Source organism: Caballeronia sp. LZ024 (assembly GCF_031451455.1).
In the GTDB taxonomy this organism is placed as follows: domain Bacteria; phylum Pseudomonadota; class Gammaproteobacteria; order Burkholderiales; family Burkholderiaceae; genus Caballeronia; species Caballeronia telluris.
Window position 1 is genome coordinate 636,443 of sequence record NZ_JARUXL010000004.1, and the last position, 23,783, is coordinate 660,225.

At 65.1% G+C, this 23,783-nt stretch carries 24 protein-coding genes; 6 read left to right on the forward strand and 18 right to left on the reverse strand.

Translation table 11 applies throughout. The annotated features are described in order from the left end of the window. Nucleotides 1-28 precede the first annotated feature (28 nt). The 10 genes from QCE48_RS25055 to QCE48_RS25100 form a co-directional block, all read right to left on the reverse strand. Nucleotides 29-970: a hydroxymethylglutaryl-CoA lyase gene (locus QCE48_RS25055; RefSeq protein ID WP_309782983.1), complete on the reverse strand. Its 942-nt coding sequence runs from the start codon at nt 968-970 to the stop codon at nt 29-31. Beyond that, entirely contained in the window at nt 967-2,160 is a 1,194-nt protein-coding gene (locus QCE48_RS25060; protein ID WP_309782985.1) for a CaiB/BaiF CoA-transferase family protein, read from the reverse strand. Before QCE48_RS25060 ends, QCE48_RS25055 begins: the two co-directional genes overlap by 4 nt. Nucleotides 2,161-2,270: 110 nt before the next feature. Beyond that, a complete protein-coding gene (locus QCE48_RS25065) occupies nt 2,271-3,206 on the reverse strand; it encodes a LysR family transcriptional regulator (protein WP_309782987.1) in 936 nt (311 codons plus the stop codon). Between the two features lie 239 nt (nt 3,207-3,445). Continuing rightward, nucleotides 3,446-3,748 carry a DUF4148 domain-containing protein gene (locus tag QCE48_RS25070; RefSeq protein ID WP_309782989.1) on the reverse strand — a complete coding sequence of 101 codons (303 nt, stop codon included), beginning with the start codon at nt 3,746-3,748 and terminating at the stop codon, nt 3,446-3,448. Between the two features lie 167 nt (nt 3,749-3,915). Beyond that, on the reverse strand, nt 3,916-4,401 hold the full coding sequence (locus tag QCE48_RS25075; protein WP_309782990.1) for a hypothetical protein: 486 nt from the start codon (nt 4,399-4,401) through the stop codon (nt 3,916-3,918). 276 nt (nt 4,402-4,677) lie between these two features. Beyond that, nucleotides 4,678-5,766: a PHB depolymerase family esterase gene (locus QCE48_RS25080; RefSeq protein WP_309782991.1), complete on the reverse strand. Its 1,089-nt coding sequence runs from the start codon at nt 5,764-5,766 to the stop codon at nt 4,678-4,680. A gap of 29 nt (nt 5,767-5,795) precedes the next feature. Next, a complete protein-coding gene (locus QCE48_RS25085) occupies nt 5,796-6,218 on the reverse strand; it encodes a CopG family transcriptional regulator (RefSeq protein WP_087633406.1) in 423 nt (140 codons plus the stop codon). A gap of 263 nt (nt 6,219-6,481) precedes the next feature. Then, complete coding sequence (locus tag QCE48_RS25090; protein WP_309782993.1) at nt 6,482-6,679, reverse strand: hypothetical protein; 198 nt, start codon at nt 6,677-6,679, stop codon at nt 6,482-6,484. Between the two features lie 250 nt (nt 6,680-6,929). Further along, entirely contained in the window at nt 6,930-8,102 is a 1,173-nt protein-coding gene (locus QCE48_RS25095) for an FAD-binding oxidoreductase (RefSeq protein WP_309782994.1), read from the reverse strand. 17 nt (nt 8,103-8,119) lie between these two features. Beyond that, nucleotides 8,120-9,619 carry an aldehyde dehydrogenase family protein gene (locus QCE48_RS25100; protein WP_309782995.1) on the reverse strand — a complete coding sequence of 500 codons (1,500 nt, stop codon included), beginning with the start codon at nt 9,617-9,619 and terminating at the stop codon, nt 8,120-8,122. Nucleotides 9,620-9,839: 220 nt separating this feature from the next. Between QCE48_RS25100 and QCE48_RS25105 the strand changes: the two genes are divergently transcribed. Together QCE48_RS25105 and QCE48_RS25110 are read left to right on the forward strand one after the other, a co-directional pair. Next, entirely contained in the window at nt 9,840-10,454 is a 615-nt protein-coding gene (locus tag QCE48_RS25105) for an XRE family transcriptional regulator (RefSeq protein WP_309782996.1), read from the forward strand. Nucleotides 10,455-10,546: 92 nt separating this feature from the next. Beyond that, the gene (locus tag QCE48_RS25110) at nt 10,547-11,377 is read left to right on the forward strand and encodes a shikimate dehydrogenase (protein ID WP_309782997.1); all 831 of its coding nucleotides are present in this window, start codon (nt 10,547-10,549) and stop codon (nt 11,375-11,377) included. Between the two features lie 5 nt (nt 11,378-11,382). On the opposite strand, the gene nikR is transcribed toward QCE48_RS25110, so the two are convergent. Beyond that, entirely contained in the window at nt 11,383-11,841 is a 459-nt protein-coding gene (gene nikR / locus QCE48_RS25115; protein WP_309783000.1) for a nickel-responsive transcriptional regulator NikR, read from the reverse strand. A 111-nt stretch (nt 11,842-11,952) separates the two neighbouring features. On the opposite strand from nikR, the gene QCE48_RS25120 reads away from it, so the two are divergent. Next, nucleotides 11,953-13,017 carry a HoxN/HupN/NixA family nickel/cobalt transporter gene (locus QCE48_RS25120; protein ID WP_309783001.1) on the forward strand — a complete coding sequence of 355 codons (1,065 nt, stop codon included), beginning with the start codon at nt 11,953-11,955 and terminating at the stop codon, nt 13,015-13,017. 106 nt (nt 13,018-13,123) lie between these two features. Beyond that, nucleotides 13,124-13,354, forward strand: a complete 231-nt coding sequence (locus QCE48_RS25125) for a hypothetical protein (RefSeq protein WP_087633414.1) — start codon at nt 13,124-13,126, stop codon at nt 13,352-13,354. A 66-nt stretch (nt 13,355-13,420) separates the two neighbouring features. Here QCE48_RS25125 and QCE48_RS25130 read toward each other — a convergent pair whose 3' ends face one another. Together QCE48_RS25130 and QCE48_RS25135 are read right to left on the reverse strand one after the other, a co-directional pair. Continuing rightward, complete coding sequence (locus QCE48_RS25130) at nt 13,421-14,830, reverse strand: MFS transporter (RefSeq protein ID WP_309783002.1); 1,410 nt, start codon at nt 14,828-14,830, stop codon at nt 13,421-13,423. A gap of 292 nt (nt 14,831-15,122) precedes the next feature. Further along, entirely contained in the window at nt 15,123-16,010 is an 888-nt protein-coding gene (locus QCE48_RS25135) for a shikimate dehydrogenase (RefSeq protein ID WP_309783003.1), read from the reverse strand. Between the two features lie 135 nt (nt 16,011-16,145). On the opposite strand from QCE48_RS25135, the gene QCE48_RS25140 reads away from it, so the two are divergent. Continuing rightward, nucleotides 16,146-16,916: an IclR family transcriptional regulator C-terminal domain-containing protein gene (locus QCE48_RS25140; RefSeq protein WP_309783007.1), complete on the forward strand. Its 771-nt coding sequence runs from the start codon at nt 16,146-16,148 to the stop codon at nt 16,914-16,916. Nucleotides 16,917-16,928: 12 nt separating this feature from the next. On the opposite strand, the gene QCE48_RS25145 is transcribed toward QCE48_RS25140, so the two are convergent. Next, nucleotides 16,929-17,372 carry a MarR family winged helix-turn-helix transcriptional regulator gene (locus tag QCE48_RS25145; RefSeq protein ID WP_087633423.1) on the reverse strand — a complete coding sequence of 148 codons (444 nt, stop codon included), beginning with the start codon at nt 17,370-17,372 and terminating at the stop codon, nt 16,929-16,931. Between the two features lie 88 nt (nt 17,373-17,460). Here QCE48_RS25145 and QCE48_RS25150 point away from each other — a divergent pair, with 88 nt between their 5' ends. After that, on the forward strand, nt 17,461-18,999 hold the full coding sequence (locus QCE48_RS25150; RefSeq protein WP_309783008.1) for a DHA2 family efflux MFS transporter permease subunit: 1,539 nt from the start codon (nt 17,461-17,463) through the stop codon (nt 18,997-18,999). 3 nt (nt 19,000-19,002) lie between these two features. On the opposite strand, the gene QCE48_RS25155 is transcribed toward QCE48_RS25150, so the two are convergent. The 4 genes from QCE48_RS25155 to QCE48_RS25170 form a co-directional block, all read right to left on the reverse strand. Next, complete coding sequence (locus QCE48_RS25155) at nt 19,003-20,121, reverse strand: M14 family metallopeptidase (protein WP_309783010.1); 1,119 nt, start codon at nt 20,119-20,121, stop codon at nt 19,003-19,005. A gap of 84 nt (nt 20,122-20,205) precedes the next feature. Continuing rightward, entirely contained in the window at nt 20,206-21,006 is an 801-nt protein-coding gene (locus QCE48_RS25160; protein ID WP_309783012.1) for an ABC transporter substrate-binding protein, read from the reverse strand. A 150-nt stretch (nt 21,007-21,156) separates the two neighbouring features. Then, on the reverse strand, nt 21,157-22,245 hold the full coding sequence (locus tag QCE48_RS25165) for an ionic transporter y4hA (protein WP_309783014.1): 1,089 nt from the start codon (nt 22,243-22,245) through the stop codon (nt 21,157-21,159). Nucleotides 22,246-22,460: 215 nt separating this feature from the next. Then, nucleotides 22,461-23,783, reverse strand: coding sequence for an MFS transporter (locus QCE48_RS25170; protein ID WP_309783015.1), 1,323 nt, complete (start codon nt 23,781-23,783; stop codon nt 22,461-22,463).

The following is a 23,783-nucleotide window of genomic DNA, read 5'->3' on the forward strand; positions in this document are numbered from 1 at the left end:
CGGTCGAATAGGTTGGTGAGGGATAAATTCAGATCGACTTGACGTACTCGGGCACCGGATGCACATCGCAGTTGCGCCCTGCCTTCGCGAGTTGCCCCGGCACTTCGTGGCCGACGAGCGCCGGCAGCGTGCGCGACAGCGCGATCAGCTTCTGCAAGTCGATGCCCGTCGGGATGCCCATCTCGTCGCACAGGTTCACGAGGTCTTCCGTGCAGATGTTGCCCGACGCGCCCGGTGCGAACGGACAGCCGCCGAGACCGCCGAGCGCGGCATCGAAGCGGCGCGCCCCGGCATCGTAGGCCGCGAGCACGTTGGCGAGACCGAGGCCGCGCGTGTTGTGAAAGTGCAGCGTGAGCGCGTCGGCGGGAACGCGGCCGAGCACGCGTTCGACGAGCCGCGCGACCTGACGCGGATTCGCCATGCCCGTCGTATCGGCGAGCGTGATGCCTCCGATCCCCATCTCGCGATACGCATCGACGAGCGAGACCACGCGGTCTTCGTCGATGCGCCCTTCGAACGGACAACCGAACGCCGTCGCCACCGTCGCGTTCAGGCTCGCGCGGCTGCCCTTCACGAGCCGCACGATATCGCTGAAGCCCGCGAGCGACGCCTCGCACGACATGCGCATGTTCGCGCGGTTATGGGTCTGGCTCGCCGACATCACGAGATTGACTTCGTCGGCTTGAGCGGCGAGCGCGCGCTCGGCGCCCTTCGCGTTCGGGATCAGCGCGACATAGATCACGCCCGGGCGGCGGCCGATGCCGCGAAAGACTTCGTCGCCGTCGCGCAGGGCGGGAATCGCTTTCGGCGAAACGAACGAGCCCGCTTCGATGCGCGTGAAGCCGCAGGTCGAAAGCGCATCGATCAATGCGATTTTTTCATGCGTGTCGACCCATCGAGGCTCGATCTGCAAGCCATCGCGTGGTGCCACTTCCTGGACGATCAGACGTTGTGTGTAATCGCGGTTCATTGCACGGCTCCTGCTGCGCGCAGGCGCTCGACTTCGCTGGCATCGAAGCCGAGCGAAGCCAGTACGCCGGCCGTATGTTCACCGAGCGCGGGCCCCGGCCAGTGCACTTCGCCCGGCGTGTCGGAGAGCTTCGGCACGATGCCCGGCATCTTCACCGAGGCGCCGCCCGGCAGGTCCGCGTCGAGCAGCATGCCGCGCGCCTTGTAATGCGGATCGGCGACGATGTCGGCCACCGAATAGATGCGCCCCGACGGCACTTCGGCGCGTTCGAGCGTCGCGAGCACATCGTCGACCGAATGGTGCGAGGTCCATTCGGTGATCGCTTCGTCGAGCATCGTGCTTTGCAGCGCGCGGCCGTCGTTGTGCGCGAGCGCGGGGTCGTCGGCGAGATCGGGGCGGCCGATCACGTGCATCAGGCGCTTGTAGATCGGATCGCTGTTGCCCGCGATCACGACGAAACCGCCGTCTTCCGTGCGATATGTGTTCGACGGCGCGATGCCCGGCAGCGCGCCGCCGCTTCGCTCGCGCACGTGACCGAGCAGGTCGTATTCGGGCACGAGGCTTTCCATCAGGTTGAAGACGCTTTCGACGAGAGAGACGTCCACCACCTGCCCGTCGCCCTTGCCCGTCTTCACGCGCAGCACCGACATCAGCGCGCCGATCACGCCATGCAGCGACGCGAGCGAATCGCCGAGACTCACGCCGACGCGCGCCGGCAGGCCGTCCTCGTCGCCGGTCGTGTAGCGGATGCCGCCCATTGCCTCGCCGATCGCACCGAAGCCCGGGCGGTCGCGATACGGACCCGACTGGCCGTAGCCGGAGATGCGCACCATCGTGAGCTTCGGGTTGATCGCGTGCAACACGTCCCAGCCGATGCCGAGCTTTTCCAGCGCGCCGGGCCGCATGTTTTCGACGAGCACGTCGGCGTCTTTCACCAGCCGCTTGACGACCTCGACGCCCTCCGGCGACTTCAGGTTCACGCAAACGGACTTCTTGTTGCGCGACTGGAGATACCACCAGAGCGACGTGCCTTCATGCAGCTTTCGCCATTTGCGAAGGGGATCGCCGCCGTTGGGAGTCTCGATCTTGATCACCTCCGCGCCGAATTCCGCGAGCATGCGCGCCGCGAAGGGCGCGGCAATCAAGGTGCCGATCTCGATGACGCGAATGCCGTCAAGGGGTCCGCTCATGGTGCCTGTCTCCGTGTGGGGTTTCGTATGGGAGCAGGTTAGGAGCGGCGGCGTTTAGTGTCCAACCGCATTTCGGCAAGGACCGTTCGCGGATCGCGAACGCTCGGGTTTTACGCCGCGGGGTTGTGCTGCTCGCGGGCTTCGATCGTGCGCAGATGATCGAACAGCATCCGGCTCACGGGCGACAGCGCGTCGGGATCGCGCACAACGATAATGAGGCTGCGCTCGGCCCACGTTTCATCGAGCGTCACCGCGACGAGCCCGAGTTGCCGCCCCATCGCGCGATAGACGTCGAACGGCAGCACGCCGACGCCCATCCCCGCCTGCACCATGCGGCAGACCGCGTCGAAGCCGGGTACGTGGATGCGCAGCCTGAGCGGCTTGCCCGCCTGACGCGCGGCGAGATGCGTGCGCATGTTGATCGAACTGGCCGAATGCAGGCCGACGTGATCGCTGTCGAGCGTTTCTTCGAAGCGAACGCGGTCGCGCTTCGCGAGCGGATGGTCGGCGCGCATCACGATCGCGAGGCGGTCGTGGCGATAGTGGGCCGTGTGAAGGCCGCGCGTGTCGGCATCGCCGGAACAGATGCCGAGGTCGGCGAGACTGTCGGCGATCGCCTCGATCACGCCGCCGCTCGGGCGCTCCTCCAGGTCGATCTTGATCTGCTCGTGAAGCGCGATGAACGCCCGTAAGTCCTCCGGCAGGAATTCGACGATCGCGGACAGGTTCGCCATCATCCGCACGTAGCCGCGCACGCCGCTCGCGTGCTCGGCGAGTTCGATGCCGATGTTTTCGATGTCGCGCAGCACGCGGCGCGCGTGATGCAGCAGCGTTTCGCCAGCGGGCGTGAGGTCCATGCCGCGCGCGCGGCGCTCGAACAGCACCGCGCCGACGGCCTGCTCGAGTTCCAGCAGCCGCTTGCTCGCCGCCGACACCGCGATCGCCTCGCGCTCGGCCGCGCGCGTCAGCGTGCCTTCCTCGAAGATCGCGAGGAATAGCTGCAGGGTCGTGAGGTCGAGGCGGCGAAGGAGGTTTTTGAGCGGCATGCGGGAGGGTTGGCGAGAGAGTGCGGGTATTGTGGACCGGAATCGGCCGAACGCGGGCGCGGTCTGACAGAGCCGCACAGAATGGCGTTGTATACGTTACGTGAACACGGTGCAAGATTTGACCAAGGCCGATACGCGGCCCAGCGGCCCGCAGTCCGTACCGATCTTCCCCACGCAAAAAAAGACCCGCACGGAAGCGGGTCCATCGCATGCCGAGACTTCGACGCATCCTCGATGCATCAAGGCGCGGAAGCCGCCTTTCCCTTCGCCGCCTTTTCGGCATCGACCTTGCGCTGCGCTTCCTGAATGTTCTGCGGATAATTCTGCTGGTCGCCGCCGGGTTGATAGCCGTTCTTCTCGAGATCCTTCAACTCCGCATTCTTCTTGGCGCGCGCGGCCTTGCTCTGCGCCTTCTTGACTTCCTTCGGCGTGGACGCGACCGCGCCCGGTGCCGCGGTTTGCGCCATCGAGACCGGCGCCCATGCGAGCCCGATGCCGATCGATGCCACGATAGCTGCTGAAACGGCGCGAATTTGGAACATGACGAATTCTCCCGGGAGGCCCGCGTGATTGTCGATTCGCCGATACCCGACGCGAACGCATCCGGTGATCGGGCGCGGCGAGTTGGCCGGCCGTCGCCGATCCAGCGTCACGCGGCGGCCGGTATGTGAAGATAACCCGCTTTGGGCTCCGATGCGCTCCGGCGTATTCAGCGCTTCGTGCGCAGGTCGAGCGCAAGGAACACGAACGTCGCTAGCTTGCCGAGACATTCGACGGCCGAGAGCGTCGCGAGCCAGCGCGAACGCGCGTACTCGACGGGAATCTCCGGCGCCATCGCGAGCACGCTCATCAGGCACACGAAGAGCAACACATACTTAGCGAAGAGCCGGCGCTTGAGCGCCAGTCCGACGATCACGAAGAGCAACGTCTTCGATGCGAGCACGGCCGCGATTTCCTCCGCGCTGCTCATCGTGCCGGCGCTCGTGTAGCCGGTGCCGTCCGCGCCTGCGCTGCCGGAGAGGTCGATTTCCCACGGCACTTCCACGAGCGACCAGGCGACCACGAAACACGCCGACGCGCTCGCGCACCGCCCGATGCGCCGTGCATCGCCGGCGACGTCGGGCAAATCGCGCCTGCGCCAGAACGGCGCAAGGCCGCTGACGGGCGGATCGTCGTCGGGAGTGAGATGAGTCATCGCGATGCGCTCGTCACGTCACGCGCCACGAAGCGCTTCGTTTCGCGTGTCGCCATGCTCGATACTCAATGATGCGGCGCTGCCCATATGCGATCCCCCGACTCGTTCGGTTCAGCGTAGGCGATCAAAAAAGCGAACTCCATCGGGCAATGCACGACGCGATCGAGGCCAGCCTCTATTCAGCCTCGATGGCCCGCCGCCACGGCCGGGGAATGAACGACATTGGGGAAACCACGCGTCGCAACCGCGCGATGGACAGACGCTGGACGATACCGGCTACGCTGAACGACTGCGCGGATGCGCAAGAAAGAAGCGCATCATTTCGGCGCTCGCATCGGGACCGGTGGGATCGGTGTAGGTGCCGCGCGAACTGCCGCCCGCCCATGCATGCGTCGCGCCGTGAATCGTCCACGACTCGGCATCGACGCCGCGCGCGGACTTGAGATGCCTCACGGTGCACGCGTGACCGCCGCCCGCCGCATGCGACTCGCGACGTTGTACCGACGCTTCCACGTCGAAGCCGCGCACGATTTCCGTTGCATTGGCGAGATGCACGGTCTTGTCGGCGTCGCCGTGAAAAACGATCAGCGGCCGTTCGGGCGTCTGCGTCGGCGCGCGATGCACCTTCGCTGCCTTGCGTTTGCCGCCGCGCATCGCCGCGAGCGCGGAAGGCAAGTCGTGCGCCGCGCCGTGCGCGAGGCCCGAGTGAATGCCCGCCGCCGCGTACAGGTCGGGATACGCGCGGATCATGATCGCCGCCATCGCGCCGCCCGCCGACAATCCGGCGACATACACGCGCTCCGGATCGACGCGGTGATTCTTCATCACGTCGCGCGTGATGTCGGCGATCAGCGACGGCTCGCCTTTATCGCGCTCCTGATCGCCTGGCTTGAACCAGTTCCAGCATTTCGACGCGTTCGCGTGCTGCGGCTGCACCGGATACGCGACGATGCAGGTGTGCCGTTCGGCGAGCGCGTTCATCTGCGTGCCGGAGGCGAAGTCGTCGGCGTCCTGCGTGCAGCCGTGCAGCATCACGACGAGCGGCAGCGGCTCGTCGCGATACCCCGACGGCACGTACAGTCGATAGGTGCGCAGGCCCGCGGCGTTCGCGCAGGAATGCGTCGTGAAGTGACCGCGGTCCTCGACGTCGACGTCCGGGCGCTTGAACGTCCGGGCCTTGGGCGCGAACGCAGAGGCAGACGAAGGCGCGGTTGCGGGTGTTTCATATTCATGCGCGCGGGCGTCGGCTGTTTCTTCGCCGCGCAACGCGCGCTGGATCGCTTCGGTTGCCTCGGTCGGGTTGCCATTGCGCAGCAACGCCATGACCTTGTGCATCGAGTTCATCAAGCCTTCGTTGAGTTTCATCGTTGTTCCAGTTGTCGTGTGAGGGGCCGCTAGCCGATCCGGTCGGCGAGCGCGGCCTTGACCGCGGGCGAAGCGTGGAACGCTCCGAGCACGACGATCGATTCGATCGTGGCAAGTGCCAGTTCCGCGGATACATCGGTGGCGATACTGGCAAGACCGAGCACCTGAATCTGCAGCCGCTGGTTGGCGGCCAGCGCGGCTTCGAGATCGCGTTTCGAAAAATGCTGCATGCCGAGCACGAGTTCGCGGCGCGTCACGGTCTCGCTGACGACGTTCGCGTGGATCGCAAGCTGATTGCGGATCGCCGTGCGGATCAGGTCCGTCCTGTTCGAATAAAAGCCTTCTTCGACGAGCAGGTCGATCTTCCCGAGGTCGACGGGACCCAGGTTGATCGTAATTTTTTCGCTCTCGCCGCCTTTCGGACGCGGTGCTTCGAGTGCCGGTTTTGTCATCTCACCATCCAAATAACATCCAATGGGATGGTTATAGGCTGGTTTTTACGACGAGTCAACGCGGAAATACAGGGACGCAACGCGGCGAACAGCGGAGCAGTTGGGAAGAATCGGGGTTGGCCGGACGGCCTGGAGAGGGGTCGAGGCACGCCGCGCGGTGCCCGGCTGGCCGGAAATGGCCGCCGAATGCACACTGCGGGCGGTCCGCTGAAAAGCGGGATGAGGCGGGTGAAACGGTGCGGGTGAAGCCTTAAGCAAAACGCCTAGTTATAACCGCGCACGACGCGGCTTGGCCCGCCATCCTCCGCGCGCTCGCCGGCAAAGCGTCCGCAGACTTCGGCGACATACTCCGGCTCTGCGCAGACCTGGCTCGAATGATGGGATACGGGTGCTTGTTCGTCGCCGACGGTATCGGCGTCGTCCAGCCACGTCGCGAAACTCGCATGCGTGTTGGTGTCCATGAGTCGCTCCTTGTGGAAGTCGATGGAAGGTTGGCCTTCACTGAAAGAGTGCGCGCTTGAAACGCGAAGCGCCCTAGTGGATTTTCTCGATGGACGACGGCCGAACGCGCTGGCGTCCCCGCCTGTCGCCTTCGAAAAGCGCCGGATGTTGCCAGAACAACACAGCGCCGCACACGTAGTGAAGCCAAAAAAGTGCCCGGGCTGACCCGGGCAAATACCAACCACAAAGGATGCCTTACGTTGCAGTGCATCAGACCACGTTCTTTTCGACGATCGGCCGGTTCGCGAGCACGCGCTCCCAACCGAGCGTCGACAGGTCGAGTGTCGTATAGCGTCCCTGCAGGATCAGCTCGCTGACGCCGCGTCCGGTGGCCGGTCCCTGTTGCAGTCCGTGGCCGCTGAAACCGTTCGCGAAGACGCAGTTGTCGATGTCCGGATGACGCCCGATGATCGCGTTCTGATCGAGCACGTTGTATTCGTAATAGCCGGACCAGCAGTTCTCGACACGCAGCGCCTCGAACGCCGGCACGCGATGCGCGAGCGCCGGCCAGATGACGTCATCGAAGAGCGCGTGATCGACTTCGTCGAGCGGCAGGTCATCGGGATCGTTATCCGCCGATGGCGACGTGCCGCAGATATACGTCCGCCCTTCCGGGCGAAAATACACGCCGCCCGGATCGATCAGGAGCGGACACGGCGCGAGCCTCGCCGGCGACGACACATTGAAGATGCTGCGCCGCCGCGCCCGCACGGGAAGGTCGATGCCGAGCATCCGCGCGATGCGGCTCGACCACGCGCCCGCCGCATTCACGACCGCGTCGCAAGCGTAACGCTCGCCGTTCGACGCGAGCACGTGCGTGACCGCGCGACCCGCGCGCACCATGTCCGTCACCTCGGAAGCGACGTAGCGCGCGCCGAGCGCCCGCGCCTTCTTGCGCAGCGCCTGCACGAGACCGTAGCCATCGAACCAGCCCTCGCCGCTTTCGCCGAAGGCGCCCGCAGCGAGATCGCCTGTGTTCAGCCACGGAAAGCGCGCCTGCAACTGCGGCGTGTCGAGCAGACTGATGTCCGCGCCGAGGCTTCGCTGGAGCGCGTGATTCTCGCGCAAGGTTGCAACGCCTGCGGGCGTCGCGAGAAAGAGATAGCCGCCTTCGTGCAGATCGATCGACGGCTGCGCGCCGTTCACCTTCAGCCGCTCGCCGATCGAGCGCAGGAACTCGATGCCATAGAGCGACATCTGCACGGAGAGCGGTGTCGAGAACTGCTGCCGGATCGACGCCGCCGAAAGCGCCGATGACGAACGCGCGTAGGTCGGATCGCGTTCGATCACCGTGACCGCGACGTCCGGCGCGCTCGCCCGCAGAAAGTACGCCACCGAACTGCCGATCACCCCGCCGCCGACGATCACCACTGTCGAAGCCATTGCCCGGTCCGGTTGGTTCAGCCGATCGAAAAGTCGATGCCCTGGGCAAGCGGCAACGCCGACGAGTAATTGACCGTGTTGGTCGCGCGGCGCATGTAGCCCTTCCACGCGTCCGAACCGGACTCGCGGCCGCCGCCGGTTTCCTTCTCGCCGCCGAACGCGCCGCCGATCTCAGCGCCGCTCGGACCGATGTTCACGTTCGCGATGCCGCAGTCGCTGCCCGCCGCCGACAGGAAGCGCTCGGCTTCGCGCAGGTCGGTCGTGAACGCGCACGACGACAATCCGTGCGACGCCGCGTTGTTTGCCGCGATGGCTTCGTCGAAGTCGCTGTAGCGCAGCACGTAGAGAATCGGCGCGAAGGTTTCGGTCAGCACGACCTGCGTTTGCGCGGGCATTTCGACGAGCGCAGGCCGCACGTAGTAGCCCGCTTCGCAACCCTTCACCTCCACGCGCTCGCCGCCCGTCACCGTGCCGCCCTCCGCTTTCGCCTGTTCGAGCGCCTGCTGCATACGCGCGAACGACGGCGCGTCGATGAGCGGCCCCATCAGCACGCCCTTCTCCAGCGGGTTTCCGATCGGAACCTTCGCGTACAACTCCTTGAGGCGCGCAACCGTGTCGTCATAGATGCTGTCGTGCACGAAGAGGCGCCTTAGCGACGTGCAGCGCTGCCCCGCCGTGCCGACTGCCGAAAAGAGGATGCCGCGCAGCGCGAGTTCGCGGTCCGCGCTCTTCGACACGATGCCCGCGTTGTTACCGCCGAGTTCGAGGATCGAGCGTCCGAAACGGCGCGCGACTTCCACGCCGACCGCGCGGCCCATCGCCGTGCTGCCCGTCGCGCTGACGATGTCCGACCGCGGGTCGGCGACGAGTTGCGCGCCCACTTCGCGCGAGCCGATCACGAGCGCCGTCAATCCGTCGGGCGCCGAGCCGAATTCGGCGATGGCGTCCTGCATGATCCGATCGACCGCGAGCGCGGTGAGCGGCGTCTTCTCCGACGGCTTCCACACAACCGCGTTGCCGCAGACGAGCGCGAGCGCCGCATTCCACGACCACACGGCCACCGGGAAATTGAACGCCGAGATCACCGTGCAGACACCGAGCGGATGCCACGTTTCCGCCATCCGGTGGCCGGGACGCTCGGAGGCGATCGTGAGGCCGTAAAGCTGGCGCGACAGGCCGACCGCGAAGTCGCAGATGTCGATCATTTCCTGCACTTCGCCGAGCCCTTCCTGCAAGATCTTGCCCGCTTCGAGCGAGACGAGCCGGCCGAGCGCTTCCTTCTTCTCGCGCAGACGGTTGCCGAGCAGCCGCACGAGTTCGCCGCGGCGCGGCGCCGGCACGTCGCGCCATTGCGCGTAGGCCGCGCGCGCACGGTCGAGCGTGGCATCGACGTCCGCGTGAGTGTGCGTCTTCACGCGTCCAATGAGCGCGCCGGTGATCGGCGAGGTGACGTCCATGTCGCCGCCGTCGGCGAGCTTCGCAATGCCGAGTTCGGCGAGAATCGAATTAGCGTCCACAATGACTCCTTGAATTTCCGATACGAAACTAAAGCAGGTCGGCCCACTATACACGACACCGCCCGACGACCGCAGCGCAACCGGCGCACTAGGTAAAAACCATGAAAAGGAAGCCCGGTTCCTTTCGTTATAGCCCAATCGCGCAGGCCAGGCGCCCCAAAACTTCTCGCACCGCGTCCGATGTTACTATCGGAAACTCAGGAAAGAAAACATTCGAACCATGGCAACCAGAAACACCGACGCGAGCACCGAACAGTCGACCTCCGATCTGGGACGCAGGGTCAAGGCCGCCCGCCTCGCGAACGATCTCACGCTCGAAACCGCGAGCCGGCTGTGCGGGGTGTCGCGTTCGGCGTTGTCGAAGATAGAGAACGGGCTGATGTCGCCTACGTTCGACGTGCTGCAGAAGATCGTGCGCGGTTTGGAAATCGATCTCGGCGCGCTGTTCGGCTCGGCGTCCGCGCCCAATGCGAGCGGCCGGCGCTCGCTCACGCGCCGGGATCAGGGGCAGCGTCACGCGTATCGCGGCTATCAGATGGAACTGCTCGCCACCGACCTCGCGCACAAGGCGATGCTGCCGTTTCGGATCCGCATCACGGCGCACACGCTCGACGCCTTCGACGACTGGGGCCGTCACGAAGGCGAGGAGTTTCTGTATGTGATCAGCGGCAGCGTGTGCCTCTATTCGGAGCTGTACACGCCGACGCATCTGAACGCCGGCGACAGCCTTTATTTCGACAGCCGCACCGGGCATGCGGCCGTATCGACGAGCGAGGAGGATGCGGAAGTGTTGTGGATGGCGACCGGCGGCGTCGTGCCGCAGGCGGGTACTTAGCTCTCGGACGCGTTGCGCTCGAAGTGCGGCGAAGTCAGCGTGGCCGCGCCCATGCCGGATTGAAATTTGCCCCATCTCAGGAAGACAGCACAATGGCCCAAGACCCTTCTTTTTCAGCATCGCTCGACGCGGGTTTAAGCGGCGCGACGCGCGTGTACTTCATCGTCGGCGATCCGATTGCGCAGGTGAAATCGCCCTCGGGCGTGACGGCCGCGTTGCGCGCGGCGGGACGCGACGCGATCGTCGTGCCGGCGCACGTCGCGCCGGACGATCTGCGCGGCTTCTTCGCGGCGGTGGCGCGGATGCAGAACGTGGACGGCGTCATCATCACCGTGCCGCATAAGTTCAGCGCGACGCCATATTGCGCGACGCTATCCGGCGAAGCGAAATTCCTCGGCGCGGTCAACACGCTGCGGCGGCAGGCAGACGGCTCGTGGCACGGCGGCATGTTCGACGGCACGGGTTTCGTCGCGGCGCTTGCGGACGCGGGCTGCAAGCTGAACGGCAAGCGCGCGTTGCTCGTCGGCGCGGGCGGGGCCGGGTCGGCGATCGGGCACGCCCTCGTCCATGCGGGCGTCGCGTCGCTCGCGGTGCGCGACAACGACGCCGCGCGTACCGCAGCGCTCGTCGCGCGGCTCGTGGACCTTGGACTCGGCAGCGCGAGCATTGCGGCAAACGATGTGGCCGCCGAAGACTACGACGTCGTGGTGAACGCCTCGCCGATGGGCATGCGCGCCGAAGACCCGCTGCCGATCGACGTGTCTCGCATGCGCGCGACGGCTTTCGTCGGCGACGTGGTCACCAGGCCGCCGCTTACGCCTTTCATCGAAGCGGCCCGCGCGCGCGGTTGCCGCACGGTGACCGGTACGCAGATGTTCGGCCGCGTGTGCGACCGCATCGTGCAGTTTTTCGTCGAGGCTTGAGCGCGTCAGACGTGCAGGTGTTCGTGCTGCGCGGCATCGTCGCCGTGATGATGCCGCGCGCGCTCGATGGTCGCGGGAATCGTATGCAGATGCGCGTAGCGCACTCCGCGCTGGCTCGTCACACTGTTCGCAAACGCCGTCACGTCGTGCGCCCGGCCGCGCAGCACCGACGATTCCAGCAGGCTCTCGTGATCCAGATGCACCCGCATGCTCGCCACCGACAGATCGTGGCGATCATGATGCGCCTGCGTGATGCGGCGGGCGAGATCGCGTGTCGCGTGGTCGTAGACATAGGTGAGCGTCGCGATGCATTGCCTGCGCGAATCGTCCGCGGACTCGCGCGCCTGACTCTCGCGCACGATGTCGCGCAGCGCTTCCGAACGGCTCGCGTAGCCGCGCGCGTCCATCAATGAATCGACGACGGCGAGCAGCTCGTCGTCGATGGTGATCGTGATTCTTTGCATAGGTCCTCCTTGCGGCCATCGGCCAGTCGGCTTTCATGCTATCCGATCGTTTTGACAGTGTGACGATATTTATGAAAAGTATTATTCTGTGCGGTCCTCTCTGGAGAACCGATGTCCTTCCCTGTCAAAGCATTGTTCGGTAGTGAACGTGGCACGCTGCGTCGCAGGATCGCGGGCCTTTACGCGCTCCTCATCGCGTTCAACGTGCTTGCATGGGGCTGGGCCTTCATGACCTTCCACGGTCATCCGCTCCTGTTGGGCACGAGTCTCCTTGCGTACTCGTTCGGGCTGCGTCACGCGGTGGACGCCGATCACATCGCCGCCATCGACAACGTCACGCGCAAGCTGATGCAAGCCGGCGAACGACCGATCGCGGTCGGCCTCGCGTTCTCGCTCGGACATTCGACGATCGTCGTGCTCGCGTCGCTCTTCATTGCCGCGACGGCGACCGCGCTCCAGACGCGCCTCTCGGGCTTCCGCGAAATCGGTTCGCTGATCGGCGCGCTCGTCTCCGTGTGTTTCCTCTTCGCGATCGCGCTGATGAATCTCGCGATCCTGCGCTCGGTGCTGCGCGCCTTCGCGCGCGTGCGACGCGGCGAACGCTACGCCGACGAAGATTTCGACATGCTGCTCGCCGGACGCGGCTTGCTGGCGCGTCTTTTCAGACCGCTCTTTCGGCTCGTCAGGAAGAGCTGGCACATGTACTTCGTCGGCTTCTTGTTTGCGCTCGGCTTCGATACCGCCACGGAGATCAGCCTGCTCGGGCTGTCGGCGGCGGGCGCGACGCAGGGCATGCCGGTCTGGTCGATCCTGGTGTTCCCGGTGCTGTTCATGGCGGGCATGACGCTCGTCGACACGACCGATAGCATCCTGATGCTCGGCGCTTACGGCTGGGCCTACGTGAAGCCCGTGCGCAAGCTCTACTACAACATCACCGTCACGACGATCTCGGTGATCGTTGCGCTTTTGATCGCATCGGTGGAAGCGCTCGGTCTCGTCGCGGACAAGCTGCATCCGGGCGGCGCGTTCTGGGACGGCATCGCGAACCTGAACGCCAACTTCGGGATGATCGGCTATCTGATCGTCGGGGTCTTCGTGCTGTGCTGGCTGCTGTCGGCGGCGGTGTACCGCTGGAAGCGCTTCGAGGAACTCGACGTCCGTTCTGAACCGCTCTGAACCTGCGCGCCCCCACTCCGACACCTGCTTATGCGGGGTTTCGCACGCTCGTGCGCAAGCCTAGTCTTGTGACTCCCGACGACGCCGCACGGCAAGGAGACTCGCAATGGACGGAACTCCAATCGAATACAAGGGCTGGGGGCTGACGCCGATCGTTTCCCGAACGCCCGAGGCCTTCAACGTGCTGTTACTCGTCGAGAAGCCGAACGGCATCCGACGCGCGATGGGACCGCTCGGCAAGTTCGCCTCCGCCACGGTGGCGTGCTCATTTGCAATCGAATACGGCAAGGCGCTGGTCGACGGACGGCCGCTGCCGACGCAAACGGTTGGGGGATAACGGTCCCGCCAAACGAAGAAGGCCACGCGCAAGCGTGGCCTTCTTCGTTATATCGACTCCCCGCTATCAGGCAGACGCCTTCTGCAGCTTCTCCTCCGCCATCGTCTGGGCGCGCAGGCGCTCGTAGTCACGGTTGTCGATCGGCACCGCGTCCGGCTCGCCGAGATCGTTCAGGTGAATCCGATACGTCTCGCGAGCGCTATACGCTGCCAGTGCCGCAATCACCGTCACCGCCAGGGTGATCGAGCCGACCGTCAGCGGGATGTTCGTCGATCCCGGCGGCGCGACCAGCGCGAAGAGTGCAGGCAAGAGCGCCGTAATGAGCGTACCGACGTTCTGCGCAATCGCCATCGCCGAGACGCGCGAGCGGGTCGGGAACAGTTCCGGATAGAAACTCGGGAAGATCGCGTTATAGCCTTGATACACCACGCCCCACATGAGAAGCGACATCACGATCGCGAGCGGCACGTTATGGATGCTGATCGCCCACAAGTAACCGAACGAGAGCAGCCCCGAGCCGATCGCGCCGACCATCACCGGCAGGCGTCGGCCGATCCGGTCCGACAAATCGCCGACGTAGGGAATCACCAGCACCGCGAGAATGTTGCCGGCGACCGGAATCCACAGGTACACGCTCTTGCTGAAGCCGATGCCATACGAAGCCTGCACCGCGTAGGCCGCGCCGAAGATCGTCGCGACGACCGGGATCACGTTCATCAGCGCCATGCAGACGACGCGGAACATGTCCTTCGAGCTGTACTTGAACGCTTCCTTGATCGGCGACTTCGGCACTTGCGTTTCGCCGGCTTCCTTCGCGAATGCGGGCGTTTCCTTCACTTCGCGACGGATGATGTAACCCGCGAACAGCACACCCGCGGACATCAGGAACGGAATGCGCCAGCCCCACGAATTGAACGAATCCTCCGGCATGAAGTAGGCAAGCGGCAGGAACACAGCGGCGGCCAGGATCTGTCCGGCCTGCACGCCTTGCAGCGTGAAGCTCGCGTAATAGCCACGGCGTCCGAACGGAGCGTGTTCGAGAATCATCGAACTCGCGCCGGAGATTTCACCCGCAACGGCGAAACCCTGGATTAGGCGCAGCACCACGAGCATCGCCGGCGCGGCCATGCCGATCTGGTGATAGGTCGGCAGGAGGCCGACTGCCATCGTCGACGCACCCATCAGGAACATGCAGATCAGGAGGACGGTTTTACGGCCGTGCGTGTCGCCCCAGTGACCGAGGACGAACGCGCCGATCGGACGCGCCACGTAACCGACGCCATAAGTCGCAAGCGACGCGACGATCGCGGTCTTCGGATCGCCCGAGGGGAAGAACAGTTGCGGGAAGATCAGCGCGGCAGCCTGCGCATAAATGAAGAAGTCGTAGTACTCTAGCGCCGAGCCGATCCAGCCGCTCGCGGTGGCCTTCTTTGCCTGATGCTCGCCCTGCGGCTCGTGGTCCATGGAACTAGCCATGTTTGTCTCCAGTATGGATGAATCGATTGAATCTTCAGTGTGTCTTCGCTCGCGTCTTCACGGGGGCGCTTGTTGCGAACGACAGGCCGGATGGAACGCTGTCTTTCCCTCATCCGGCAACGCTTCCGATAGTTCGTGCATGGGTCGCGTCGCGGTGAGTGGAGAATATGAGACGGCGACTCCGCCGGCAATGGCTTCCATCCGATTTTGCGCGATTATCGAACGCATAAGTCCGATTAACGAACGTTTCGGGGGTTAGCACTAACCATTTGGTTAAAATTTTCAGCGCCGTTCAGCCGGCGTTCGCGACGGTGCCGGAGCGGCGCAGCGCTTCGGGGACGAGCAGCTCCCGCAGGGACGAATCGTCGGCGCGCACGGACTCGGCGAGTTCGGGATAGCCGAAGAAATCGAGATAGAGCGGCGTCTGCAAGATCAGCATGTCGAAGCCCGGCTCGGCCGTCAGGCCGCGCGAGCGCGCGGCGCGCAAAAGCGGCGTCGGCTGGTTCTTCATCAGGATGTCGCAGACGGCCGCCTTCGCGTCGATCCGCGCGACGTCGACCGGCAGCGGATCGCTGTCCTTGAGGCCGAGCGGCGACGCGTTGACGACGACGTCGTAGCCCGCCGGATCGTTCGAGGACACGTCGGCGGCGGCGATGCCGAAGTCGCGCCGCAGCAGCGCCGCGAGTTGTTGCGCCTTCGCGCGGTCCGGATCGAAGAGCGCGATCTCGCCGACGCCGGCCGCCGCCAGCGCCGTCGTCACCGCCGATGCCGCGCCGCCCGCGCCCAGCACGAGCACGCGCCGCCCCGCATAGGCGATGCCGGCGCGCGCGAGCGAGCGCATGAAGCCGACGCCGTCGAACAGTTCGCCTTCGAGTTCGCCCGCCGCGTTGCGGCGCACGGCGTTGACCGCGTTTGCGGCGAGCGCGGCAGGCGACGCATGATCGACGATGCTCGTGGCCGCCGCCTTATGCGGAATCGAAAGCGACACGCCGCCGACCGTCGGCGAGTCGAGCAGCGCGCGCAGCGTCGCTTCGAGCCGCGCGGCGGGCACGCGCAACGGCACCATCGCGGCGTCGATGCCGTGGCGCGCAAAAATCGAGTTGAAGACTTCTGGCGCGCGCACCTGATCGACGGGATCGGCGATGCAGAAGAAGAGTCGGGTCGTGCCGGTGATGGGCATGATGTCGGGGTCCTGGCTGTTCGAATGCGCGAAGCATAGGAGCGCCGATACCGACGTGACACAGTGAAACGTGCGCAAGCGCGCGATAATCGCGCATATCGGTTCACTGATCGCACGAAACCAGGGTTATTGCTCATGACAAAGACACCGCTCGACAAGCGCGACTGGATCGCCGGACTGGAGAAGGGCCTGGCGATCCTGGAAGCGTTCGACGACCAGCACGCCCGCATGACGCCGACGCAAGCCGCGATGCGCACGGGCCTCACGCGCACGGCCGCGCGGCGTTATCTGCTGACGCTGGAGCATCTCGGCTACGTGCAAACCGACGGCAAGCTGTTCGGGCTGACGCCGCGCGTGCTGCGGGTCGGTTGGTCGTATTTCGATTCCGCGCGGCTGCCGCGCACCGTGCAGCCGTATCTGCAGCAGCTGAGCGCGACGCTTGGCGAATCGGTTTATGTGAGCGTGCTCGACGAGTGGGAGCTGGTGTTCATCGCGCGCAACGGCACCTCGCGCGTCATGACGACGGGCTTCGTGCTCGGCGCGCGCGTCCCTGCGCCGCTGACTTCGCCGGGCGTCGTGCTGCTCGCGCACAAGCCCGACGAAGACGCGGTCCGCCAATGGCTCGACGATACCGAGCTCAAGCCTTTCACGCCCCAGACGATGACCAACAAGACGAAGCTGCACGAGAAGATCCGGCAGGCGCGCGCCGACGGCTTCGCGGTGATCGAAGAGCAGTTGCAACTGGGCGTGAGGGGCATCGCGGTGCCGATGAAGGACCGCCACGGCGAGGTGGTTGCGGCGCTCAGCACCAACATGCTGATCGGCAAGGAGACGAAGGAAGCGGCGCTCGCCCGCGTGCTGCATCCGCTGCAGGAAACAGCGCTCGCGATGCTCAATGTGATCTGAACCTGAACGAAGCTAGCGGTCCACGATCGTGCTGAGATTCGAACGCACCCGCGCGAGCAGCGCGATCAGCTGCTCGCTTTCCTCTGCGCTGAAGCCCGTGAGCGCCTCGGCCGCGATTTCATCGCCGACGCGCCGCGCCGCGTTCAGCGCCTTCTGCGCCTTCGCCGTCATGCGGACCTGCCGCTCGCGACGGTCGCCGGGATTGAACCTGCGTTCGATCCAGCCGCCCTCTTCCATGCGGTCCAACAGCCGCCCGGCCGAGATCGGCGCGACTTCGAGCAGGTCCGCGAGCCGCGCCTGATTCATCTCGCCGTAATGCGAGAGATACGCGAGCGCGCGGCATTGCGCGCGCGTCAAATCGAGCGACGACTTTGCGAGATCGTCGAACCGCTTGCCGACCAGCCGGCCGACATCGGACACGAGAAAGCCGAAGCGCTTGTCGAGTTGGGTTTGCATCGCGTGATTATAGGGAAGCCGGCGCGTCCCGCGCGTGAAGACCGCCTTATAATAAGCATGCTTATCATTTATCGGCGATCCCTTTCAAATGTCTTCCGAAGCCGCTCCGGCGAGCGCAGCCGCGCCGATCAACCGGCCCATGCTCACCGTCTCGATCATGCTCGCGACGCTGATCCAGACGCTCGACAGCACCATCGCGAACGTGGCGCTGCCGCATATGCAAGGCAGCCTGTCGGCGTCGCAGGACGAGATCACCTGGGTGCTGACCTCCTACATCGTCGCGGCCGCGATCGCCACGCCGCTCACCGGCTGGCTTTCCGACCGCCTGAGCGTCAAGCGCCTGCTCGCATTGTCGATCGCGGGCTTTACGATTGCGTCGGCGTTCTGCGGCCTTTCGGAGACGCTCGCGCAGATCGTCGGCTCGCGGCTCTTGCAGGGCATCTTCGGCGCGTCGCTCGTGCCGCTCTCGCAGTCGATCCTGCTCGACATCAATCCGCGCGAGAAGCAGGGTCAGGCGATGGCCGTGTGGGGCATGGGCGTGATGGTCGGCCCGATTCTCGGTCCCACGCTCGGCGGCTGGCTCACCGACAGCTACAACTGGCGCTGGGTGTTCTTCATCAACGTGCCGATCGGCGCGTTCGCGCTCTTCGGCGTGTTGACGTTCCTGCCTGCGCGCGAGCCGAAGCACGGCGTCAAGTTCGATGCCTTCGGCTTCGCCACGCTGGGTCTCGCGATCGGCGCGTTCCAGGCAATGCTCGATCGCGGCGAACAGCTCGACTGGTTCGGCTCGCTGGAAATCCGCGTCGAGGCGATCCTCGCCGCGATCAGCTTCGCGTTCTTCATCGCGCACACGGCGACGGCGGGCAGGAAATCGTTCTTCCGCTACGAGTTGCTGAAGGATCGCAACTTCGCGACCGGCGTGTCGTTCATCTTCGTGATCGGCGCGGTGATGTACGCGACGCGCGCGCTCCTGCCGCCCATGCTGCAGAACCTGATGAACTACCCCGTCGCGACGACGGGGCTCGTCACGGCGCCGAGCGGCGCGGGCACGATGATCGCGATGATGTTCGCCGGACGCCTGCTCAAGCGTTTCGACGCGCGGCTGATGCTGCTCGCGGGCTTCTTGATCTCGGCGTTCGCGCTCTGGCAGATGATGCATTACACCATCGTGCTGTCGGCGTCGGACATCGTGTGGCCGGGCGTGATCCAGGGCTTCGGCCTCGGGCTCGTGTTCGTGCCGCTCTCCGCGCTGTCGTTCTCGACGCTTACGCCCGAACTGCGCGCCGACGGCACGGCCACGTATAGCCTGATGCGCAATATCGGCAGCAGCATCGGCATTTCGATCGTGCAGACGCTGATGACGCGCAACACGCAGATCGCGCACGCGGACCTCGCGGCGAACGTGACCGCGTTCAATCCGGCGATGCAGCCGATGCTGGCGAACGGCTCGATCTATGACATGGCGGTGCTCAACCAGTCGATCACGCAGCAGGCCGCGATGATCGCGTATCTGAACGACTTCAAGCTGATGTTCGTCGCGACGCTGCTCGTCGTGCCGCTCGTCCTGCTGATCCGGCCGGCGAAGAAGGTGCCGGACGAAACGCTCGCGCATGCGGCGATGGATTGAGGCTCAGGGCACGAGCAGATCGCCCTGCCTCGGCGCGCCATTCCCGGCGATGCGCGCGACGAGCATGCCCGCGGTCGCGAAGCGCGTCGAGTGGCGCGCATAGAGCAGGCCGTCCGTGCGCGCGACAAGCGGCACGAGCCGGTCTTCGAGCGGATCGAGCACGTCGGCGATCGTGTCGCCGGCCCTCACGCGTTCGCCAACTTGCCGCGCATGCAGGATCACACCGGAACACGACGCGCTGAGGTACTCGCATGAAGCGAGCGGCGTGGCGGGCGCGCGCAGCGGCGGCAGTTCGGCCGCGCGGCCTTCGACCAAGCCCGCATGAATCAGATAGTCGACGATCGCGTGCGCGTCGTGCGCGGCCCATTCGTGCGACACGTCGCGCGTGCCGCGCAACTCCAGCGTGACGGCGCGCGTGGCAATCGGAATCGGAAAGCGGTCGGCGAAGGTGTCGCGAAGGAGCGACCACGTCTCCGAGCACGCTTCGTCGAATGGCTCGCCGCCGGACACCTCCGCGATCAATTGCGCCTCGCTGCCGAGATAGCGCGCAAGCGGTTCGACGAGCGGCCACGCATCGGGCGTCGTGTAGAGATGCGCGACGGCTTCCCAGTCGCAATGCAGGTCGATGACGAGATCCGCATCGCACGCGAGCGTCATCAGCGCGATGCGTTGCGACGCCAGTTCGGTCGCGGCAGGCAGCGCGGCGAGTTGCTCGCGTAGCGCCGCGCGAATGACGCGCAGATTGTGCTGCGGGTCGGCGCCGAGCTGGTCTTCGAGCCGTTGCGTGAGCATCGGCCCGAGCGCCGGAAAACTGCGGTTGAAGTCCTGCCCGGATTGCATGTCGAAGCGGCCCATCTGCGTGCCGAACCAGTGCTGGTTCAGTCCGGCCGGATTCGCGACCGGCACGAGGACGATCTGCGCGCGCAGCCGGCCATCGCGCTCCAGTTGGGCGAAATGCCGCTTCAAATACCACGCGACGACCATGCCCGGCAGTTCGTCCGCGTGCAGCGACGCCTGGATATAGACCCTGCGCGATGCATCGTCCGGGCCGAAGTGATGGCTTGTGAGCGTGCGCGCGGTCCCGAGCGTGGTCGAGATCAGAGGATGGATTCGGGTCTGCATGAGCCTTGAAATGCGCGTCGTGAATGGAAAAAAGGCATCGCGAGCGATGCCTTTTTCAGGGTGCTGCAAAAGACGACCGGGCGATTACTGCACCGAGACGTCGGTCGCGAAGTACTTCGCCATGATGCGCTTGAAGGTGCCGTTCTTCTTCATGTTCGCGAACGCCTGGTTCAGGCCCTGCTTCAGTTCGGCGTCGCCCTTGCGCAGGCCGATAGCCGTGCCCGGACCGATGACCGCCTTGTCTTCGACGATCGTGCCGACGAGCGCGAACGGCTTGCCCTGCGGCTTCTTCAGGAAGCCGATGGCGGCTTGCGCGGCATCGGTGAACATCGCGTCGATACGGCCGGCGACGAGGTCGGCTTCCACCTGTTCCTGATCTGCGTAAGGCACGACGGTCGCGCCCTGCGGCTCCCATTTGAGCTTCGCATAGCGCTCCTGCACGGAACCCTGCTCGACGCCGACGCGTTTGCCCTTGAGCGATTGCGGCGTCGGCAGGATGCCCGAACCGGCGCGCGCGACGAGTTGCGCGTGGGTGTCGTAGAGCGGATCGGTGAAATCGATCTGCTTGAGGCGTTCCTCGGTGATGCCCATGTCGGAGAGCACCGCGTCGAACTTGCGGGCCTTGAGGCCGGGGATCATGCCGTCGAAATTGTTTTCGACCCACACGCATTTCACTTTCATTTCGGCGCAGAGCGCGTTGCCGAGATCGATGTCGAAGCCGGCGAGCGTGCCGTCGGCGAGTTTCGATTCGAACGGCGGATACGACGGATCGACGGCGAAGCGGATTTGCGTGATTTCCTTCGCGCCTGCGGCGAACGAAGCCGAGGCGATCAACGCGCCGGCGAGCGCCCGGACGGCGAGCGATACTGCTTTCTTCTGAGACATTCCATTCCTTCGAACTTGCTGTTGATGCGTACTGCAAATGCAGCCGATGCCATTGCGAAGCGCGCGCGGCGGCACGTTTCGCGTAAAAACCCTGAATGTTAGCTCAAAAGTGGTTCGCGGGCGCCGAAGGCACGGGGAACCTCGTCCGGTCTACGGCACCACCGACAGGAACAGGAAGGTCGCGAAGATAACCAGATGGACCACGCCTTGCAGCACCGTCGAGCGCCCGGTGCCAAGCGTAATGACGCTGACGAGCAGCGTCAGCGAGAGCATCACGATTTCCTTCGAATCGAGCCCGAGCGCGATCGGTTGCCCGATGGCGATGGAAACGACGGCCACGGCCGGAATCGTCAGCCCGATGCTGGCAAGGGCCGACCCCAGCGCGAGATTGAGGGAAGTCTGGAGGCGGTTGAGCCGCGCGGCGCGCAAGGCGGCAAGCCCTTCAGGCAGCAGCACGAGCGCCGCGATGACCACGCCGACCACCGCTTCCGGCGCACCGGCCTTCGCCACGCCCGCCTCGACCGCCGGCGACAGCAGTTTCGCGAGCCCCACCACCGACACGAGCGACAGCAGCAGCAACGCGACCGCCGCCCACGCGTGACCGGCAGAAGGCGGCGGCGCGTGCACTTCGTCGTCGACGAAATCCGGCGCGCGCACAGGGACGGGCGGCAGGAAATAATCGCGATGCCGCACCGTCTGCACGAACACGAACACGATGTAGAGCACGAGCGAAATCACGCCGACGAACACCAGTTGCGAAATCGACAGCACCGGCCCGCTCACCGTGCTCGTGAAATTCGGCAGCACGAGCGTGAGCACCGAGAGCGCGCAGAGAATCGCAAGCGATGCGCTCGCGCCCTGCAACTGAAAGTCCTGAACGTGATGCCGCAAGCCGCCGACGAGCAGACAGAGCCCGACGATCCCGTTGCTCACGATCATGATCGCGGCGAACACGGTATCGCGCGGCAAGGCGGCTTTCTCGGGACCGCCCGTGAGCATCACCGAGACGATCAGCGCCACTTCGATGACCGTCACCGCCACCGCGAGCACCAGCGTGCCGAACGGCTCGCCTACCCGATGCGCGATCACTTCCGCGTGATGCACCGCCGCGAACACCGCGAAGGCGAGCGCGACGCCGGCGAGCACGAGCAGCATGCCGTTCGTCACCACGATCGCGAGGCCGAGCACGGCGAGCGCGACGATGGGCGAGATGACGGTCCAGTCGAATTTGAATTTCATCGGCGCTCCGGCGATCGTTCTTGTTGGCGCGCGGCGCGCGCGGACACCGGGGCATCATAACGAAAAACGATGCGCGATCGCGCTTCGACGGTTTTTGCGCACGAGACGGAGCGCCCGTGACCGCGTGCCGACCGAGATTCATCGACCGGTATGACGAAACGCGGTATCGAGATCGCGCCGGGTTTCGAACCCCGGCGCGTCAACGCTTTAGCCGCTCACTCGCTCGCGTTTTCGCGGAAGTAAAGGCGCTTGGGCAGACCCCACAGAATGAGCACCGAGCCCAGCAGGCACGCCACGGCGATGGCATAGAGACCGGGCGTCGCGCTGCCGGTCAGCATTTTGACCTTGCCGACCATGTACGGGCTGATGATGCCGCCGAACTGCCCGACCGAGTTGATGAGCGCGATGCCGCTCGCCGCCGCGATGCCGGAAAGAAAGCGCGTCGGCAGGATCCAGAAAAGACCCAGCGACGTGATGATGCCGGTCGCCGCAATCGTGAGGCCGATCACGAGCATCACCGTGTTGGTCGGAAAGAAACCGCACAGCACATAGCCGACAGCGCCCGCGAACGCACAGGCGCCGAGGTGCCAGCGACGCTCGCCGGTGCGGTCCGAGTTCTTGCCGATCAGGATCATGCCGATGCCCGCGACCGCGTAAGGCAGCATCGAGATCAGCCCGATCGCGAAGGTGTCGGTGGTGCCGGCCGTCTTCACGAGCTGCGGCATCCAGAAGACGAGGCCGTAGATGCCCATCGCGAGGAACAGGTAGATCACCGCCATCACGAGCGTGACCGGCTCCTTGAACGCGGCCTTCAGCGAATGCACTTCTCCCACCTTTGGATCACGTGCGAGTTGCTCAGTGAGTGCGCGCTTTTCGCCGGCATCGAGCCATTTCGCTTTCTCGATGCTGTCGTCGACCATCACGAGCACGACGATCCCGAGCACGATCGACGGAATGCCTTCGAGGAGGAACAGCCACTGCCAGCCGGGCATGCCGTTCAGGCCATCGCAGAACTTCATGATCGCGCCGGAAAGCGGGCTGCCGATGATGCCGCAGAGCGCGATCGACGCCATGAAGAACGAGTTGATGCGCCCGCGCCGCGACGAGGGAAACCACTTCGTGAAGAAGTAGAGCGCGCCCGGCACGAACCCCGCTTCCAGCCCGCCGATCAGAAAACGCAGCACGTAGAACCACGTTTCGGTGCGCACGAACATCATCGCCGCCGACGCGATTCCCCACGTGATCATGATCCGCGCGATCCAGCGTTTCGCGCCCACGCGATGCAGCACGATGTTGCTCGGCACCTCGAAGAGGAAGTAGCCGACGAAGAACACGCTCGCGCCGAAGCCATAGACGGCATCGCTGAAACCGAGTTCGCTCTGCATCTGCAGCTTCGCGAAGCTGATGTTGATGCGGTCGAGATACGAGAACACGAAGCACGCCACGAAGAGCGGCACGAAACGCCAGAACACCTTGCGGTAGAGCTGTGCGTCGTCGTGAGTCGCGGTCTGCGGGACGGCGGACGATAGGGTTTCCAC